General features: G+C 61.5%; 16 protein-coding genes. 9 read left to right on the top strand and 7 right to left on the bottom strand.

From position 1 onward, the window contains the following. Positions 1-62: 62 nt before the first annotated feature. Together eat and N2A98_RS23550 are read right to left on the bottom strand one after the other, a co-directional pair. The gene (gene eat / locus N2A98_RS23555) at positions 63-1,496 is read right to left on the bottom strand and encodes an ethanolamine permease (RefSeq protein WP_275622719.1); all 1,434 of its coding nucleotides are present in this window, start codon (positions 1,494-1,496) and stop codon (positions 63-65) included. Between the two features lie 179 nt (positions 1,497-1,675). Beyond that, a complete protein-coding gene (locus N2A98_RS23550) occupies positions 1,676-3,196 on the bottom strand; it encodes an aldehyde dehydrogenase family protein (protein WP_032895131.1) in 1,521 nt (506 codons plus the stop codon). A gap of 272 nt (positions 3,197-3,468) precedes the next feature. Between N2A98_RS23550 and N2A98_RS23545 the strand changes: the two genes are divergently transcribed. The 5 genes from N2A98_RS23545 (at position 3,469) to N2A98_RS23525 (ending at position 9,086) form a co-directional block, all read left to right on the top strand. Then, positions 3,469-5,379, top strand: coding sequence for a sigma-54-dependent Fis family transcriptional regulator (locus tag N2A98_RS23545; protein WP_044268997.1), 1,911 nt, complete (start codon positions 3,469-3,471; stop codon positions 5,377-5,379). A 553-nt stretch (positions 5,380-5,932) separates the two neighbouring features. After that, the gene (locus N2A98_RS23540; protein ID WP_275622718.1) at positions 5,933-6,724 is read left to right on the top strand and encodes a hypothetical protein; all 792 of its coding nucleotides are present in this window, start codon (positions 5,933-5,935) and stop codon (positions 6,722-6,724) included. Between the two features lie 109 nt (positions 6,725-6,833). Beyond that, positions 6,834-8,183 (top strand): UDP-N-acetylmuramate:L-alanyl-gamma-D-glutamyl-meso-diaminopimelate ligase, encoded by a 1,350-nt coding sequence (gene mpl, locus N2A98_RS23535; protein WP_275622717.1) that lies wholly within the window; start codon positions 6,834-6,836, stop codon positions 8,181-8,183. Then, on the top strand, positions 8,180-8,809 hold the full coding sequence (ubiX, locus tag N2A98_RS23530; RefSeq protein ID WP_032895136.1) for a flavin prenyltransferase UbiX: 630 nt from the start codon (positions 8,180-8,182) through the stop codon (positions 8,807-8,809). The genes mpl and ubiX overlap by 4 nt, the downstream gene beginning before the upstream one ends. Further along, entirely contained in the window at positions 8,802-9,086 is a 285-nt protein-coding gene (locus tag N2A98_RS23525; RefSeq protein WP_003194502.1) for a YceK/YidQ family lipoprotein, read from the top strand. The genes ubiX and N2A98_RS23525 overlap by 8 nt, the downstream gene beginning before the upstream one ends. A gap of 494 nt (positions 9,087-9,580) precedes the next feature. On the opposite strand, the gene N2A98_RS23520 is transcribed toward N2A98_RS23525, so the two are convergent. From N2A98_RS23520 to N2A98_RS23510, 3 genes are all read right to left on the bottom strand, one after another. Further along, a complete protein-coding gene (locus N2A98_RS23520; protein WP_014720096.1) occupies positions 9,581-10,222 on the bottom strand; it encodes an oxidoreductase in 642 nt (213 codons plus the stop codon). 29 nt (positions 10,223-10,251) lie between these two features. Further along, positions 10,252-11,970 carry a C13 family peptidase gene (locus N2A98_RS23515; RefSeq protein WP_044268988.1) on the bottom strand — a complete coding sequence of 573 codons (1,719 nt, stop codon included), beginning with the start codon at positions 11,968-11,970 and terminating at the stop codon, positions 10,252-10,254. Between the two features lie 196 nt (positions 11,971-12,166). After that, positions 12,167-12,622, bottom strand: a complete 456-nt coding sequence (locus N2A98_RS23510; RefSeq protein WP_003194496.1) for a MaoC family dehydratase — start codon at positions 12,620-12,622, stop codon at positions 12,167-12,169. Between the two features lie 182 nt (positions 12,623-12,804). Here N2A98_RS23510 and N2A98_RS23505 point away from each other — a divergent pair, with 182 nt between their 5' ends. The 4 genes from N2A98_RS23505 to N2A98_RS23490 all read left to right on the top strand — a co-directional run bounded on the left by N2A98_RS23505 (position 12,805) and on the right by N2A98_RS23490 (position 14,800). Further along, on the top strand, positions 12,805-13,158 hold the full coding sequence (locus N2A98_RS23505) for a CidA/LrgA family protein (RefSeq protein WP_003194494.1): 354 nt from the start codon (positions 12,805-12,807) through the stop codon (positions 13,156-13,158). Continuing rightward, positions 13,155-13,871: an LrgB family protein gene (locus tag N2A98_RS23500; protein ID WP_032895141.1), complete on the top strand. Its 717-nt coding sequence runs from the start codon at positions 13,155-13,157 to the stop codon at positions 13,869-13,871. Before N2A98_RS23505 ends, N2A98_RS23500 begins: the two co-directional genes overlap by 4 nt. A 22-nt stretch (positions 13,872-13,893) precedes the next feature. Further along, a complete protein-coding gene (locus N2A98_RS23495) occupies positions 13,894-14,484 on the top strand; it encodes an LON peptidase substrate-binding domain-containing protein (RefSeq protein WP_047711863.1) in 591 nt (196 codons plus the stop codon). A 100-nt stretch (positions 14,485-14,584) separates the two neighbouring features. Continuing rightward, positions 14,585-14,800, top strand: a complete 216-nt coding sequence (locus N2A98_RS23490; RefSeq protein WP_032895144.1) for a hypothetical protein — start codon at positions 14,585-14,587, stop codon at positions 14,798-14,800. On the opposite strand, the gene N2A98_RS23485 is transcribed toward N2A98_RS23490, so the two are convergent. Next, complete coding sequence (locus tag N2A98_RS23485) at positions 14,794-16,110, bottom strand: bifunctional DedA family/phosphatase PAP2 family protein (protein ID WP_275622716.1); 1,317 nt, start codon at positions 16,108-16,110, stop codon at positions 14,794-14,796. The genes N2A98_RS23490 and N2A98_RS23485 overlap by 7 nt on opposite strands. 155 nt (positions 16,111-16,265) lie before the next feature. Further along, the gene (locus N2A98_RS23480; RefSeq protein ID WP_047711861.1) at positions 16,266-16,949 is read right to left on the bottom strand and encodes a DNA-3-methyladenine glycosylase; all 684 of its coding nucleotides are present in this window, start codon (positions 16,947-16,949) and stop codon (positions 16,266-16,268) included. Positions 16,950-17,035: the final 86 nt, after the last annotated feature.

Raw genomic sequence — 17,035 nt, 5'->3', positions numbered from 1 at the left:
CAGTGTCTCCTTGATGACGCGGGCCTGCTGCGGGCAAGGCGCCGCGTCGAGGTTTTCGGCAGTTAGTGCAGGGCGGTCTCTGCGGCCTGGATCGCCGCGAATTCCTCTTCCGGCGTGCCTGCTACCAAGTGATGCCGGCTGTAGAAAGCAAAGTAAGCAATTAATACTCCATAGATGATCGCCGCGCCAATCACCACGCGTGGGTCCACCAGAAAGCCCGCCACCACGGCCACGCAGGCCAGCACCAGCGCCACGCCCGAGGTGAAGATGCCACCGGGCGTGCGGTATGGCCGCTCCATTTTAGGGCGACGGATGCGCAGGGTGATGTGGGCGGCCATCATCAATACGTAGGAAATCGTGGCGCCAAACACCGCCACCAGGATCAGCAAGTCACCCTGGCCGGTCAGCGACAGGCCAAAGCCGATAATCCCGGGGATCACCAGCGCCAATACCGGCGCCTTGCTCTTGTTGGTCTCGGACAATTTGCGCGGCAGGTAACCGGCACGGGACAAGGCAAAGATCTGCCGCGAATAGGCGTAGATGATCGAGAAAAAGCTCGCGATCAAACCGGCCAGGCCGACCAGGTTGACGAAGCTGCCCATCCAGGTGGAACCGCCGTAGGACAACGCCAAAGCTTCAACCAGCGGGTTGCCGGATTTGATCAGCGCGTAAGTACCCGCACCGCCCGGCGCGATCACCAGGATCAACAGGGCAAAACTGGTCAGCACCACAATGGCGCCAATCAGCCCGCGCGGCAGGTCGCGCTTGGGGTTCTTGGTTTCTTCAGCGGCCAGCGGCACGCCTTCCACCGCCAGGAAAAACCAGATGGCATAAGGGATCGCGGCCCACACGCCGACGTAGCCGAACGGCAGGAAGCTGCTGGCGCCCTTGGCCTCGGTCACGGGTATGTCGAGCAGATTGGCGACGTTGAAGTGCGGCACCATCGACACCAGGAACACGCCCAGGGCGATCGCGGCGACGGCGGTGATCACGAACATCAACTTCAAAGCTTCACCCACACCAAAAATGTGGATGCCGATAAAGATGATGTAGAACGCCAGGTAGATCATCCAGCCGCCAATGCCGAACAACGACTCGCAATAGGCGCCGATAAACACCGCGATGGCGGCGGGCGCGATGGCGTATTCGATAAGGATGGCAGTACCGGTGAGGAACCCGCCCCAGGGGCCGAAGGCGCTGCGGGCAAAACCGTAGCCACCGCCAGCAGTGGGGATCATGGAAGACAACTCGGCCAGGGAAAAGCACATGCACAGGTACATGGTGGCCATCAGCAAAGTAGCGAGGAACATGCCGCCCCAGCCGCCCTGGGCCAAGCCGAAGTTCCAGCCAGCGTAGTCTCCGGAAATAACATAGGCGACGCCCAGGCCAACCAGTAGTACCCAGCCGGCGGCGCCTTTTTTCAGTTCGCGTTGTTGAAAGTAATCGGTGCCGACTTTTTCAAAGTCGACAGAAGAACCAGTGGGTTCGCTAGGCATGGGAAGTACCTTCCATTCTTATTGTTTTGATCCCGACAGGTTGGCGCCGGGTAATGTAGGAGCGAGCTTGCTCGCGAAAAACTTGCGAGCGCCTCGGGGGAGTCAGGCTACTCGCGTTATCGTTAACGTTCTTCGCGAGCAAGCTCGCTCCTACAGTGACGGTTGTTGCTTCTGTGGGGTTAGAAAAAACCCAGCGGATTAATGTCGTAGCTCACCAGCAAGTTCTTGGTCTGCTGGTAGTGATCCAACATCATCTTGTGGGTTTCACGGCCTACGCCAGACTTCTTGTAACCGCCAAACGCGGCGTGCGCCGGGTACAGGTGGTAGCAGTTGGTCCATACACGGCCGGCCTTGATCGCCCGGCCCATGCGGTAGGCGCGGTTGATGTCGCGGGTCCACAGGCCAGCGCCCAGGCCGAACTCGGTGTCGTTGGCAATCGCCAGGGCTTCGGCTTCGTCCTTGAAGGTGGTGATGCTCACCACCGGGCCGAAGATTTCTTCCTGGAATACACGCATGTCGTTGGTGCCCTTGAGCAGGGTCGGCTGGATGTAATAACCGGTGGCCAGGTCGCCCGTGAGCTTCTCGACCTTGCCGCCGGTGAGCAGTTGCGCGCCTTCGCCCTTGGCGATTTCCAGGTAGGACAGGATCTTGTCGAACTGCTGCTCGGACGCCTGGGCGCCGACCATGGTGTCGGTGTCCAGCGGGTCGCCACGCTTGATCGACTCGACCTTTTTCATCACCACTTTCATGAAGTCGTCGTAGATCGACTCTTCCACCAGTGCACGGGAAGGGCAGGTGCACACTTCACCCTGGTTGAAGAACGCCAGCACCAGGCCTTCGGCGGCTTTTTCGATGAATTGAGGTTCGGCTTTCATGATGTCGGCGAAGAAGATGTTCGGCGACTTGCCGCCCAGCTCAACCGTGGACGGAATGATGTTCTCGGCCGCCGCATGCATGATGTGCGAGCCCACAGGCGTTGAGCCGGTAAAGGCGATCTTGGCAATGCGCTTGCTGGTGGCGAGGGCTTCGCCGGCTTCTTTGCCAAAACCGTGCACCACGTTCAGTACGCCTGGCGGCAGCAGGTCGCCAATCAGTTCCATCAGCACACTGATGCCCAGCGGCGTTTGCTCGGCGGGTTTGAGCACCACGCAGTTGCCGGCGGCCAGGGCTGGCGCGAGTTTCCACGCGGCCATCAGCAGCGGGAAGTTCCATGGGATGATCTGGCCGACCACGCCCAGCGGCTCGTGGAAGTGATAGGCGGCGGTGAGTTCGTTGATTTCCGCGCTGCTGCCTTCCTGCGCGCGGATGCAGCCGGCGAAGTAGCGGAAGTGGTCGGCGGCCAGGGGGATGTCGGCGTTTAGGGTTTCGCGCACGGCCTTGCCGTTGTCCCAGGTTTCGGTGATGGCCAGCAGTTCGAGGTTTTGCTCGATGCGGTCGGCGATTTTCAGCAGCACCAGCGAGCGGTCCTGGGCCGAGGTTTTGCCCCAGGCATCGGCGGCTGCGTGAGCGGCGTCCAGCGCCTTGTCGATGTCTTTGGCGGTGGAGCGCGGGAAGTCGGCAATCGGCTTGCCGTTGACCGGCGAGGTGTTGGAGAAGTAGTTGCCATCGACCGGTGCCACGAACTCGCCGCCGATGTAGTTGCCGTACTTGGCCTTGAACGAAACGATGGCGCCTTCAGTACCGGGGTGTGCATAACGCATGGTGGGCATCTCCTGCTTTTATGTTTATTGGAGTACAGCGCGGCAAGCGCGTTATAAAGCGTAGAGCAAAGGTTGGGCCACTGCTGTGCGGGCCCGCAAAATCAAGGGGTTGGGCGTTGTTGCAAGGCGTTGCCGTGACAGGGGTGATACAGGCCAGGTGACAGTTTGTGCCACAAACGGTACAGCCTGTGACCGGTGGGTCGGGCCGGGATTGCAATGGCCGGATGGCTGGGGGATGCTGGGCGTTCTCACGCAGGGAGAATAATAAGAACATGCATAACGATCATTTCAGTCGCCATGCCCAGCAAGTCTTGACCGTCACCCGGGGCCAAGAGCTTTCCCAGGGGCCTGGCAGCGACCCGTCCATCGCCCGCTCCTGGCTGCGCTGTGTGGAGGACTACCACCTCGACCCGGCGCTGACCATCGCGCCCACTGTGCTCGAACACGGGCGCCTGCTGGAAAGTCGCGAACGCCTGCGGCAAGTGCTGCACATCGCCGGCAGCGAAATGAACAGCCTGCACCAGCAACTCTCCGGCGCCGGTCACGCGGTGCTGCTCACCGATGCACGCGGGGTGATCCTCAACTGTGTCACCGCGCCGTCGGAGCGCAAGATCTTCGAGCGCGCCGGCTTATGGCTGGGCGCTGACTGGAGCGAAGCCTGCGAAGGCACCAACGGTATCGGCACCTGCCTGGTGGAACGGCAGTCGTTGACGATCCACCGTGACGAGCATTTTCGCGGCCGCCATACCGGGCTGACCTGTTCGGCCAGCCCGGTGTTCGACCCTCATGGTGAATTGCTGGCGGTGCTGGATGTGTCCTCGGCCCGCGAAGCCGTGTCACGCCAGAGCCAGTTCCACACCATGGCGCTGGTGAACCTGTCGGCCAAGATGATCGAGAGTTGCTACTTCCTGCGTCACTTCGAACATCACTGGCTGTTGCGTTTTCACCTGCAGGCCGAGTCGGTCGGGTTGTTCAGCGAGGGCTTGCTGGCGTTCGATGGCGAAGGGCGCATTTGTGCGGTCAACCAGAGCGCCCTGAACCTGTTGGGGCAGTTGCGCGGCGGTTTGGTGGGCCAGCCGGTGGAAGCGTTTTTCGACTGTTCCCTGGATCAGTTGCTGGGGCGCGCCAGCGCAAATGCCACGGCCAGTTGGCCATTGCGCACCCGCGAGGGTCGGCCTCTGTTTGCAGCGTTGCGAGGCCAGCCGCGCAGTGTGCCGGCCCCTATCATCAAGCCGCAGGCGCCACGGCCTTTGGGTATCTGCCTGGGCGACCCGGCGTTGCAAAATGAGCTGCGCAAGGCCTCGCGAGTGTTCGAGCGCGACGTGCCCTTACTGATCAACGGCGAAACCGGCTGCGGTAAAGAAGCCTTCGCCAAGGCCGTGCACCAGACTAGCCAGCGGGGCGACAAGGCCTTTGTCGCGCTGAACTGTGCGGCGATTCCAGAAAACCTGATCGAGAGCGAATTGTTTGGCTATCGCGCCGGCAGTTTTACTGGCGCCCTTAAAGAAGGTATGCGCGGCAAGCTGCAACAGGCCGATGGCGGCACGCTGTTTCTCGATGAAATCGGCGACATGCCCCTGGCGCTGCAAACCCGCCTGTTAAGGGTGCTGGAAGACCGCCTGGTGGTGCCTATCGGTGGTGAACCCCAAGCGGTGAACGTGCGCATCATCAGCGCCACGCACCGCAATTTGCTGGAGCGTGTGGCCGATGGCAGCTTTCGCGAAGACCTGTATTACCGCCTGAACGGCTTGGAAGTTGCCCTGCCGCCGTTGCGCGAACGCACTGACAAGTCGCAACTGTTGGACTTCCTCCTGGCCCAAGAGGCGGGCACCGAGCAGGTGATGCTCGACGAGCCTGCGCGCCAAGCCTTGTTGGCATTCCATTGGCCCGGCAACCTGCGGCAGTTGCGTACGGTGTTGCGCACAATAGTGGCGCTTTGTGAGGGCGGGCGAGTCGGGCTTGAGGACTTGCCGGCGCTGATTCGACAGGCGCGGCCCCAAGGGCAGAGGCTGGATGCGCCGTGCGCCTCGCCGCTGGAGAGCGCCGAGCGTCAGGCATTACTCGATGCGTTGGCGCAGCAGCGCTGGCACATGAGCCATGTGGCTGAACAGCTGGGCGTCAGTCGCAATACGCTGTACCGCAAGTTACGCAAACATGGGATTTCACGGGAGGTTATGCATTAGGGGCGCGACAGTTGTCGGAATAACTCAGTTATTGCGGACTGCTCGTTTTTTGTCCCACGTGATTTAAGGTTTTTTATCGCTCTACGCACTCACGTCGTCCCGGAACGTGGTGCGCTGTTTTAAGCACTGATGGAATAAGGGCAGAGCATCACTTGCCCTTAAACACCGTTGTTTGAAACTTCTAGGGTGACAACACATGAATATTACAAGTCCAATAACGACTCCTGTGCCACAACTCCCTGTTCAACTTGATGTTACGCCCACGCCTGCACCGCAGCCCTTGATGGCGGGCTGGGGCGAACCGATGCACCCCCTTGAGCATGAGCCTGGCACGCAGTTGTCTGAGCCGCAGGCTGATCAAACGCCGAAGGTGCGCATCAGGCGTGGAATCTTCGGGCGGCGGTTCGGGGGAGGGTCCAGGCCCACACCGCCCGTGTCTCCCCCGCCGTCGCCCAGGGTACCGCCGGCCCCGGTCAGTCCCACGCCTACCCGGCCCCAAACCGCGACGGGAGGGAAAAAACCGACGGCAACCCACGACGCCTCTGGCACCAGCGTGACCGCGGGCAGTTCAGGCCAGTCGACGGCCAGTAGGCTCAAGGACGCGCTGACCAAGGGGCCTCAGACGCCCCCTCTCGGTGGCACCCCCCCTGTAAAACCGGCGGAATCGCCCAAGGTCAGTGTGGCCGATGTCACCCAGCGGCTGTTGGATGCCGACAGGCTGGTCAAGGCGGGCGTTATTTCTACATCGCCCTCTACCGGCAAGATGGTCAAGGACGCGTTCATCAACGCAGGCATCAATGGCATGGTCAGCGCGCCGATCAATGTGGGCGCTTATGCCGGGTCCGTGGCTGCGGGGGAAGCGATCAAGGGCCAATACGTACCGTCGCCGGTGCCGCCACCGCCACCGCATTTGCCTGGCGGTGTGCAGGCCGGTCAGAAGCCAGCGCCGCCAGTCATTACGCCGCCCACACCCGATGAGCCTGCGCCTGGGGCCACACGCCATTTGGATCGCGTAGAAAAGGTGATGCTGGAGTTTGCCAATCTCATCATCACGCTGGCGGGAAACACCGGAGACCGGCTTGTCATGGGCGACGCCTGGCCCAAGGAGCGCGGGGCACGCATGAGTAACCTTGAGCAGTTACTGGACGTTTCAGAAACCCATATGAAACAACTGGCCGAGGACCACGAGCTGATTTTCAAACCTCACATCGAGTCACAAACGTCCCCTGGTACCGGTGGCCGCTTAGGCGTGATCGAGCGTCGGTACCATGCCTTGAAAAAAACCGCTGACCGAATCATGACCTTGAAAGGCGCTGAGCTTAACAACACGCGCACCACGGTTTAAGTCATTCCTTTTGCCCGCCGGATCCTACCGGCGGGCGTTTCGCCCTCAGCTAATGCGTGCGAACTTTCCCACCCTACGCTAACCTGCCTCGATGTTTACGAGGTCGACTATGCACATTCATATTCTGGGTATCTGCGGTACGTTCATGGGTTCGATGGCGGTTCTGGCCAAAGAGCTGGGCCATCACGTAACAGGCTCCGATGCCAATGTTTATCCACCCATGAGCACGCAGCTAGAGGCGCAAGGGATTGAGCTGACCCAAGGTTACGACCCTGCGCAATTCGACCCGGTGCCGGACCTGGTCGTCATCGGCAACGCCATGTCGCGCGGCAACCCGGCGGTGGAATACGTACTGAACAAAGGCTTGCCTTACGTCTCCGGCCCCCAGTGGCTGGCCGACCATGTGCTGCAAGGCCGTTGGGTCCTGGCAGTGGCGGGTACTCACGGCAAGACCACCACCAGCAGCATGCTGGCCTGGGTGCTGGAACATGCGGGCATGAGCCCGGGCTTCCTGATTGGCGGTGTGCCGCAGAACTTCTCGGTGTCGGCGCGCCTGGGCCAGACACCGTTTTTTGTGATCGAGGCCGATGAGTACGACAGCGCCTTTTTCGACAAGCGCTCCAAGTTCGTCCACTACCGCCCGCGCACGGCGATCCTCAACAACCTTGAGTTTGATCACGCGGATATCTTCCCCGATCTGCCGGCGATTGAGCGGCAGTTCCACCATTTGGTGCGCACCATTCCCAGCGAAGGCCTGGTCATTCATCCCACCACCGAGCCTGCGTTGCAGCGTGTGATCGACATGGGCTGCTGGACCCCGGTGCAAACCACCGGCGCGGGTGGGCAGTGGCAGGCCAGGTTGCTCAGCGACGACGGTTCGCGGTTTGAAGTGCTGTTCGAAGGCCAGGCCCAAGGCATCGTCGACTGGGGCATGACTGGCCAGCACAACGTGGCCAACGCCTTGGTGAGCCTGGCTGCCGCTCGGCATGTCGGCGTGGTGCCGGCCATGGGCATCGCCGCCTTGAGCGCGTTCAAGAGTGTGAAGCGGCGCATGGAGAAAGTCGCCGACGTGAATGGGATTACCATTTACGACGACTTTGCCCACCACCCAACCGCCATTGCCACCACCCTGGATGGCCTGCGCAAGCGCGTGGGCGATGCGCAGATCATCGCCATCGTCGAACCGCGTTCCAACTCCATGAAGCTCGGCGCACACCGTGATGGCCTGCCTGAAAGCGTCAACGATGCCGACCAGGTGGTGTGGTATGCGCCAGCCAACCTCGGCTGGGATTTGCCGGTTATTGCTGCGCTGTGCACCATACCTTCGAAGGTTTGCGATTCGCTGGAAGGCATCATTGAGCAGGTGAAGTCCTTGGCCCAGCCCGGCACCCACGTGGTGGTCATGAGCAACGGCGGCTTCGGCGGCCTGCACGGCAAGTTGGCCGAGGCGTTGAAATGAGCGGGCCGGAGCGCATTACCCTGGCGATGACCGGCGCGTCTGGTGCGCCTTACGGCCTGCGCCTGCTCGATTGCCTGGTGCGTGAAGACCGTGAGGTGCATTTTCTGATCTCCAAGGCGGCGCAGTTGGTGTTGGCGACCGAGACCGATGTCGCGCTGCCTTCCAAAGTGCAGATGATGCAGGCGTTCCTCACCGAGTACACCGGTGCGGCGGCGGGGCAGATCAAGGTCTACGGCAAAGAAGACTGGATGTCGCCGGTAGCTTCGGGCTCCGGTGCGCCGGCGGCCATGGTGGTGGTGCCATGCTCCACCGGTACCTTGTCGGCGATTGCCACGGGCGCCTGCAACAACCTGATCGAACGGGCGGCGGACGTGACCTTGAAGGAGCGCCGCCAATTGATCCTGGTGCCGCGCGAAGCGCCGTATTCGAGCATTCACCTGGAGCACATGCTCAAGTTGTCGAACATGGGCGTGACCATTCTGCCCGCGTCGCCTGGCTTCTATCACCAGCCGCAGACCATCGATGATCTGGTGGACTTTGTGGTGGCGCGCATTCTCAACCTGTTGAACATTCCCCAGGACATGCTGCCGCGTTGGGGTGAGCACCATCTGGGCGGCGATGAATAAAGCGCTGCTGCTGTTGATGGCGCTGCAACTTACCGGCTGCGCCACGGCGCGCACGCTGGATGCGGCGCAACCGGGCGCACCGGTGGTGTATGCCGGCACGCGGCTGGATCTGTACGCGATCAATGGTGGCTGCTGCGCCAAGGACCGCTTTGGCGCCGAGGCCCCGAGCTATCCCCATCTCGACCTGCCGGCCAGTGCGTTGCTCGATACCTTGTTGTTGCCACTGTCGGTGTTGACGGTGCTGGGGGTTGGCTTCAACGCCACGGGCGGGCTGTAAGGCAGTGGCTGCCTGGGCCGGCCCCGGCGGCCAGCGCATATCTACCTGACGCCCGGCGATCCAAATGTGGGAGCGGGCTTGCTCGCGAAGGCGGCCTGGCAGTCAACACAGTTGGATTGTGTGCATATCCATTGCTGCGGTAACGGCCGCTTAGGGTTCCGCCCTGACGGCGAGTCACTTTGGAAAAGCCCCAAAGTAACCAAAGGGCTCTTGCCCCACCACTCGGCACCTCGCCTAGGCTCGGTGTGCCCGTAATCCGCCAGTGATTTGGGGGGCCGCCGCCACGCGCCATCCATGGCGCGGGGCGGCTAAACCGGCATCCCTGCCGGTTTACCCCCCAAATCCCTGTCGAATTCCGGCCAGCGTGGTTTAACGGGGCGCCTGAGATCAAAAGCAGATCAAGAGCGGCTCGCTTCGCATCGTGGTTAGCGTTGAGCGCTACCGCGTTATTTAGATACCGATGCTGCGATCAGGCCAGTACCAGCCCCGCATCATTACTTGCCGAGCTTGCGCAACTCGTCCGACTCCACCACCCGCACGCCATCCTGTTCTTCCAGCGCCAGGCGCCACATGGCGCGGGCCAGTTCGCAGACTTCAATACCGTGGTACTTGCCCGGAATAAGCCGTGACAAAGGCCCGGCCAACTGCTCGGCCAGGCGCGGTTCCAGTCGTTCGCCCAGCAGCAGCGACGGACGTACGATGGTCAACTGTGGCCAGTCTTGCGCTCGGAGCGCCAGTTCCATTTCCCCCTTGACGCGGTTGTAGAACACCGAGGATTTCGGGTCGGCGCCAATTGCGCTGATCACGATCAGATGCCGCGCGCCCAGTTCCCGTGCGCGCTTGGCGAAAGCCACCACCATGTCCAGGTCGACCGCACGGAACGCAGCTTCCGAGCCGGCCTTTTTGATCGTGGTGCCCAGGCAGCAGAAGGCGATATCCACGCGGCCGCTCAGTTGCGGCAGGAACACCGCCGGGTCGCCCACCGGGTTTTCCAGGCGTGGATGTTCAGCCAATGGTTTGCGGCTGGGTGCCAGCACGCGGGTCACGGTGGGTTCGTTGAGCAGGCGGTCGAGCAGGTGTTCGCCCGTGAGGCCGGAAGCCCCGGCCAGCAAGATATGCTGCGGTGTCAGGTACATGGTGTTTCCCCCTTGTTACACGTTACAGCTTAGTTGCCTTTGGCTTCCTTGCTATTCATTGAGACGCTTTCGAGCGCCTTTCGTGCCTGCTGTTTACGTAATAATTGCCAATGGGCGATCACGCCTTTAGGTGCCCAGATCTGCGGTTCGGAGGCTTCGAAATTGTCCGCCTGTTCGCGTTCGGCTACGTGCAGTTGTGCCAGTTTGAAGGCGTGTTGCAAATCATCCGTTTGGTTGAAAGCTTGTGCGAAAAGGGCATCACCGAAGTAGGTGAAGTCTGCTTCTTCCGAGCAGCCGAACGACACGCGGTCCGCGCGGGAGGCGGTCATGATCAGGGTGCGCTCATCTTTGAGCGCCGGTATGAAGCCGCCGGAGTAACAGGCGGAGATCACGATGACCTTGTCACGGTTTTTCAGTGGTGCGAGCACGGCCGCTAGTTCATCGGCGGGCAGGTCGGCCAGTTCCATGCGCGGTTGGTCGAGCACCAGTTCATGCTCATGGGTGCCATGGCTGGTCATATAAATGAACACCAGGTCTTCCGGCCCGGTGCGTTCGGCCAGGGTTTGCACCGAGCGGCGCAGGCTTTCGCGGGTGGCCAGAGGGCGGTCGGCGATGTGGTCGCGGTGGTTGACCAGGCGCACCTGCCCGCGCGCGCCGAAGCGGGTGGCGAGCAGGTTGCTGACGTAATCGGCTTCGCGCAGGAACACGCTTTGTTTGCCGTCACCGGCCAGCACCAGGGTGTACAGCTCCACGGCTGGGGTGGACGCGGGCACGGCTGCCAGGGCGTCATCGAGCAAGCGGCCTTGGGCCAGTATGCCGGTCTCCAGTGGGTCGGGCAGCAGCTTGCCCTCGGCGTCGCGTACGCGCAGGCCATTGACCCAGGTGCCGGACTGCACGGTGCCGTCGGTGAGTACTAGGGTGCCACGGCCTTGATAGTTGTCGCTGTCGAAGCCTCCGATATAGAAACTGCCATCGGTGAGGTTCAGACGCCCTTCACCGGTAAAGCGCCAGTCACTGAACTGGCCGACGTAGTGGCTGCCATCGACCCCGATCAATTCGCCTTTGCCGGTCAGCGCGCCTTCCTTGAACTGGCCGATCCACACATCGCCGTCGGCGTTCTCATAGCGGCCTTTGCCGTTGAGCTGGTTCTGCTTGAATTGGCCGACATAGATATCGCCCTCGGCGCTGTTGAAGGTGCCATTGCCTTCCAGTTGGCCATCGACAAAACGGCCGCTGAACTGGTTGCCGCTGTCGTCATTGCGTTGGCCTTCGCCATTGGGCTTGCCGTGGGCGAACTGGCCCTGGTACTGGCTGCCGTCGGCCAGTTCCAGGCGGCCGAGGCCTGAGTACTGGTCGTCCTGGAATTCGCCGCGATAAGTCATCTGCCCCTCTTTGAGGGTGCCTTCGCCGTTGCGTCGACCGTTCTTGAAGCCGCCCACGTAGCTGCTGCCCGAGGTGGTCAGGCTGCCCTGGCCGTCAAACAGGCCCTGCTTGAATTCGCCTTTATAGACTTCGCCATTGCTGCCGTGCCATTCGCCCTGGCCGTGCCACTGGCCTTTGTCGAACTGGCCGGCGTACCAACTGCCATTGGGGTAGTCCACACGGCCTTGGCCTTGCAGCAAACCGTTGATCACATCGCCACGGTAGCGGCCGCCATCGGGCAGGCGCGCATCGGGCGGCAACAGCGATTCGCCGTCTCCGCAAGCGGTGAGCAACAGGGCAAGGGCAAGGGGAGCGAGTGGGCGCATAGCGGGATCCGGATAATTGAGCGCCGAGTATGCCGTAGCCGGGGTGCCGAACCTAGTGGTCTATGCGCAGGATCCATCACCTGTAGGAGCGGGCTTGCCCGCGAAAAACTCACAGGCGCCGCATTTTTTCAGCCAGCACGCGTTATCGATGACGACCTTCGCGAGCAAGCTCGCTCCTACAGTGGGGGTGTGGTGGTTATACGAAGCACAGTGACAGCGACTCGGCGATGTAAGCCGGCTTCTCCTGGCCTTCGATTTCCAGGGTGGCCGTGGCCTTGAACAGCCATTGGCCCGGCTTCTTCTCGGTGACGTCTGTGAGGGTGACGTTCAGGCGCACCTTGGAATTCACTTTCACCGGCTGGATAAAGCGCACGCTGTCCAGGCCGTAGTTGACGGCCATCTTCAAGCCTTCGGGCATGATCAGGATGTCTTCCATCAGCTTGGGCATCAGCGACAGCGACAGGAACCCGTGGGCGATGGTGCTGCCGAACGGGGTTTGCGCGGCCTTGACCGGGTCGACGTGGATGAACTGATGATCGCCGGTGGCTTCTGCGAACAGGTTGATACGCGCCTGGTCGATGGTGAGCCATTCGGAACGTCCCAGTTCCTTGCCGACGTAATCTTTGAGCTGCGCTACGGGTACATAGGGCATTGCGTCTCTCCTTGGTTCATCATTTTTGCCCATCGGTAACGGGCGTTTTTATCGGTGACAGAGAACCAATGTAGATCATCATGGGCAATCAGCCCGGTCAACCCAAGATGCTTTTGGCGAATGCCGGAGCATAGGGCGGGCATGCTTATAATGCGCGCGAGCGTTGAGGGGGAGAGAGCGGGATGCTGTTACGTGGCCTGACCTGGCTGGTGCTGTTTCAATTGATCGGCACCGCGATCAATCATTTGTTGGTGCCGGTGCTGCCGGGGCCGATCATCGGCTTGCTGCTGATGCTGGGCTTTCTGGTCTGGCGCGGTGAAGTCGGCGAGCCCCTGAGCCTGGCGGCCGGCAGCCTGTTGCGTTACCTGCCACTGCTGCTGGTGCCGCCGGCCGTGGGGGTGATGGTGTACGCCAAGGACATCGTGGCGGATTTCTGGGCCATCGTCGGGGCGTTGGTGTTGTCGCTGGTGATCGCCATGGGCTTTGTCGGTGTGCTGATGCAGCAGATGGTCAAGCGCAAGGAGAAGGACCAATGATCCTCGACTGGCAAGGCGCCTGGACGGCGGTCATTCATCACCCGCTGTTCGGTATCGGTATCACCCTGGGCGCCTATCAACTGGTGCTGGCGGGGTTCGAGAAAACCCGCTGGATCTTCCTGCAGCCGGTGCTGGTGTCGATGCTACTGGTGATCGGCGTGCTGCTCACCTGCGGCCTGAGCTACGCCGAATACCGCAAGAGCACCGAGATCATGGGCATCCTGCTGGGGCCTGCGACCGTGGCCCTGGCGGTGCCGCTTTATCTGAACCTGCGACGGATTCGCCAATTGTTCTGGCCGATTTTTACTACGCTGGTGGTAGGCGGGGTATTGGCCACCGGCCTTTGTGTGGCGTTGGGGTGGTGGTTTGGTGCCGAACACAGAGTGCTGATGACCATGGCGCCCAAGTCGGTGACCTCGCCGATTGCCATGCTGGTGGCCGAGCAGATCGGCGGCGTGGCGGCCTTGGCAGCGGTGTTCGTGTTGATCACTGGGGTGGTCGGCGCGATGATCGGCCCAGCGCTCTTGACGCGCCTGGGTGTACGCAGCCCCGAAGCGCGCGGCATGGCTTTGGGCATGACCGCCCACGCCGTCGGTACTTCGGTGGCCCTGCAGGAAAGCGAAGAATGCGGCGCCTTCGCGGCGCTGGCCATGAGTTTGATGGGCGTGGCCACGGCGGTGTTCCTGCCGTTGGCGGTGTCGGTCATTGTTTAAACCAGGTTTTAAGGAAGCCGTTATGAGTCTGGCGCTATTCCCCCTCAACACTGTGCTGTTCCCAGGCTGCACCCTCGACTTGCAGATATTCGAGGCGCGCTACCTGGACATGATCGGCCGTTGCATGAAAAAGGGCGAAGGCTTTGGTGTGGTGTGCATCCTGGATGGCTCAGAGGTGGGCATGGCCCCTGACGGTTATGCGCTTGTCGGTTGTGAAGCGCTGATTCGTGACTTCAAACAGCAGGACAACGGCCTGCTGGGCATTCGCGTCGAAGGGGGGCGTCGTTTCCGCGTGCATGAGACCGACGTCCAGAAAGACCAATTGCTGGTGGCCGACGTGCAATGGCTGCAAGAGTTGCCGGACCCGCCACTGGGCGAAGAAGACGCCGACTTACTGGCGTTGCTCGAGGCCCTGGCCGAGCACCCGATGGTGGCTTCGCTGGACATGGGCGGTGACGTCGAAGGCCAGCAAGCCCTGGGCAACCGGTTGGCCTATCTGCTGCCGTTTACCGAGGCCGACAAGATCGACTTGCTGCAACTGGACGACCCACAGCAACGCTTGGATGCGATCCAGATGTTGCTCGATGAACTGCAGGGCGAACTGTTCACCTGAGGTTCGGATTTGCCTGACAGAGCTTTCAGACTTTGCTCGGTCGTCTCCACTGCGTCGCCTGCACTATTTTCCGATCACACAACAATGATCGGAGATAACCATGATTCGGCTGACACCTTCGGAACAAGTCGCGTGGGACGCTTATTTTGTCAGCGTGACCACGCAATTACTCCAGCAGCAAGCCTCGCGGGGCGCGGAGTACATCGCCGAGCGCGCCGCCGAAGTGGCCGATGAGATGCTGCTGGAGCGCCGCGAACGTTGCGTTGAACGGCGCAGTGCCTCCGTGGACTGGATCGGCCCGGCCAAGGGTCAGTAGGCGTACCTGAGCAGGGCGTGGGGCGTGCCGGTAAAGGCGATAAAACCGAGCACGGCCACCACGGCGGGCAGCACCAGCCACCAGGCTTTTTGCGACATGGCTGGCAATGGGCTGCGGTACTCGATTGCCGTCAGGCTGAACGCACATACGGTCATGGCCAGCAATGTGCCGGCCAGGATGTCTGTAGGCCAATGGGCGCCCAGGTAGACCCGCGACAAGGCAATGAACGCCGCCGGAATGCAGCCCAACAGCATCCAGGTCAGGCGCAGCCGCGTGGGTTGGCCGCGACCGGCCAATACCGCGAGCGCCAGGAAGAAGGCAAAGGCACCGGAGGCATGGCCGCTGGGCATGCTGAAGCTGGTCAGCGGGTCGGTGAGGATTTCCGGGCGGCCACGGGCAAAGAACAGCTTGGTGCCGGTGTTGATCACTGCCGCGCCGGCGAGGGTGGCGCCGACAAACACGGCGTGGCGCCATTGCCGCGCTAGCAGCAACAGGCCAGTGAACACCGCGCTGGCGAAAAACATCTTCTTGAACTCGCCCAGTTGGGTGACCCGCACCATCACTTCGTCCAGCCACGGGCTGCGATGTTCCTGCACCAGGGCGCTCAGGCCCTGGTCGAAGTCATTGAGATGGGGGTAGCCGATAAACAGTGCGATCAACAACACCAGGCTGGCGCAACCGATCCACAACGTGGCGCGCCGATGCCCACGCCAACTGCTGTTCAAACTCAGCCCCAGCAGCACCGCCAGGCACGCCGCGATAATCGCCGCTTCCGGCCAGAAACCTTCCGGCAACGGCAGGCGGAACGCGGCGCCGGCGGCCCAGCCCGGCAGCAGGTAGGCCACGGTCCAGCCCGCTGCGGCAATGATGCTCACGGCGGCGAAGCGCGGGAAGGGCATGTCGCACATACCCGCCACCATCGGCAGCATAGGGCGCAATGGTCCGATGAAACGCCCGACCAACAGGCTGGCAATCCCGTACTTGTGGAAGTAGGTTTCTGCGCCGTTCATCCATTCAGGATGCTGGCGCAGGCCGGGCAGGCGCCGGATGTTCTGATGGAAGTGGCGGCCCATGTAATAGGAAACGCCGTCGCCCAACAAACCGCCGAGGAAGCCCAGCAGCAGGGTTTCACTCAGCGACAGCGCACCGCTGCCAGCCAACGCGGCGATTGCAAACAGCAATACCGTGCCTGGCACGATCAACCCGGCAATCGCCAGACACTCCACGCACGCGACAATAAACACCGCCGCTGCCAGCCATTGTGGGTTGAGGGTCAACCAGCCGGTAATGCTATCGAGCCATTGGCCCATACAATCCACTCCATGCATACATATTCAAAAACACTGAAGATTCAATTGTGGGCTTGCTCGCGAATGCGGTGTGTCAGACACAGATTCCTGCACTGACACGCCGCATTCGCGAGCAAGCCCGCTCCCACATTGGATCCGCTGTGTTGCGGATATCATCAAATCAAAAAATAATCCCGGCCTTCGACCTGCCCCCGACGCAGCGGGTTCCGCGTGCAATAAGGCGCATAGCCAGCATCGACGAAGCGGTACATCAAGTGCTCATCGCGCCCGCTGGGGATACCCAGGCGCGTGGTCTGGATAATCTGCGTGGGCACTTGGCCCACGTCTTCGACATACAGCAGTTCCTGGTCGAAGCGCTTGGCGTCCCACATCGGCACTTTCAGGCCCAGTGCCTTGCACAGCAGCGTCTGGCCCGCACACAGCTTTTGCGAGGGGCGTGGGCTGCCATCGGGGTTGGGGTTGTTCAACAGCATCTGCGCCAGGCTCGCCGCGCCGGAAATGTCATCGACCCAGGGATAGGCCGATTTGATCAACACGGCATTGCCCGGGCCATGGGCGCTGAAGTTCAGCGAATCACCGCCACGGGCGTAGTACATGTAGATATGGCCACCATCCAGAAACAAAGCCTTACGCTTTTCTGTGTAGCCGAGTGAGGCGTGGCTGCCTTTTTCGGCCACGTAATAGGCTTCGGTTTCAATAATTCGCGCCGAAAGCCAGAGATCGCCCACGCGATGGCGAATGACTTTTCCGAGTAGTTCGCGGGCAAGCAGTTGCGCGTCGCGGTCGAAGAAGCTATCGGGCAGGGGGCTGGCGGGGAGCTGGGGCAAAAAATCGGGCATGGCGGTCAAGGGTTGATACGGCTAAATGTGACCGAATCATAACAACTCTCAGCTTAATTACGCCTGAACCTGGGGTTTTTACAGTT

Origin of the sequence: Pseudomonas sp. FJ2-5-13 (assembly GCF_029201605.1) — a bacterium.
Taxonomy (GTDB): domain Bacteria; phylum Pseudomonadota; class Gammaproteobacteria; order Pseudomonadales; family Pseudomonadaceae; genus Aquipseudomonas; species Aquipseudomonas lactis.
Note: the sequence above shows the minus strand (reverse complement) of the source record. Positions and strands in the feature narration are given on the sequence as shown.

Bases quoted from the DNA above. Each gene is read 5' to 3' on its own strand.
- N2A98_RS23490 (WP_032895144.1), top strand. From the start codon at position 14,585: ATGATTCGGCTGACACCTTCGGAACAAGTCGCGTGGGACGCTTATTTT.
- N2A98_RS23515 (WP_044268988.1), bottom strand. From the start codon at position 11,970: ATGCGCCCACTCGCTCCCCTTGCCCTTGCCCTGTTGCTCACCGCTTGC.
- N2A98_RS23520 (WP_014720096.1), bottom strand. From the start codon at position 10,222: ATGTACCTGACACCGCAGCATATCTTGCTGGCCGGGGCTTCCGGCCTC.
- N2A98_RS23525 (WP_003194502.1), top strand. From the start codon at position 8,802: ATGAATAAAGCGCTGCTGCTGTTGATGGCGCTGCAACTTACCGGCTGC.
- N2A98_RS23495 (WP_047711863.1), top strand. From the start codon at position 13,894: ATGAGTCTGGCGCTATTCCCCCTCAACACTGTGCTGTTCCCAGGCTGC.
- eat (WP_275622719.1), bottom strand. From the start codon at position 1,496: ATGCCTAGCGAACCCACTGGTTCTTCTGTCGACTTTGAAAAAGTCGGC.
- N2A98_RS23545 (WP_044268997.1), top strand. From the start codon at position 3,469: ATGCATAACGATCATTTCAGTCGCCATGCCCAGCAAGTCTTGACCGTC.
- N2A98_RS23485 (WP_275622716.1), bottom strand. From the start codon at position 16,110: ATGGGCCAATGGCTCGATAGCATTACCGGCTGGTTGACCCTCAACCCA.
- N2A98_RS23510 (WP_003194496.1), bottom strand. From the start codon at position 12,622: ATGCCCTATGTACCCGTAGCGCAGCTCAAAGATTACGTCGGCAAGGAA.
- N2A98_RS23480 (WP_047711861.1), bottom strand. From the start codon at position 16,949: ATGCCCGATTTTTTGCCCCAGCTCCCCGCCAGCCCCCTGCCCGATAGC.
- N2A98_RS23505 (WP_003194494.1), top strand. From the start codon at position 12,805: ATGCTGTTACGTGGCCTGACCTGGCTGGTGCTGTTTCAATTGATCGGC.
- mpl (WP_275622717.1), top strand. From the start codon at position 6,834: ATGCACATTCATATTCTGGGTATCTGCGGTACGTTCATGGGTTCGATG.
- N2A98_RS23550 (WP_032895131.1), bottom strand. From the start codon at position 3,196: ATGCGTTATGCACACCCCGGTACTGAAGGCGCCATCGTTTCGTTCAAG.
- ubiX (WP_032895136.1), top strand. From the start codon at position 8,180: ATGAGCGGGCCGGAGCGCATTACCCTGGCGATGACCGGCGCGTCTGGT.
- N2A98_RS23500 (WP_032895141.1), top strand. From the start codon at position 13,155: ATGATCCTCGACTGGCAAGGCGCCTGGACGGCGGTCATTCATCACCCG.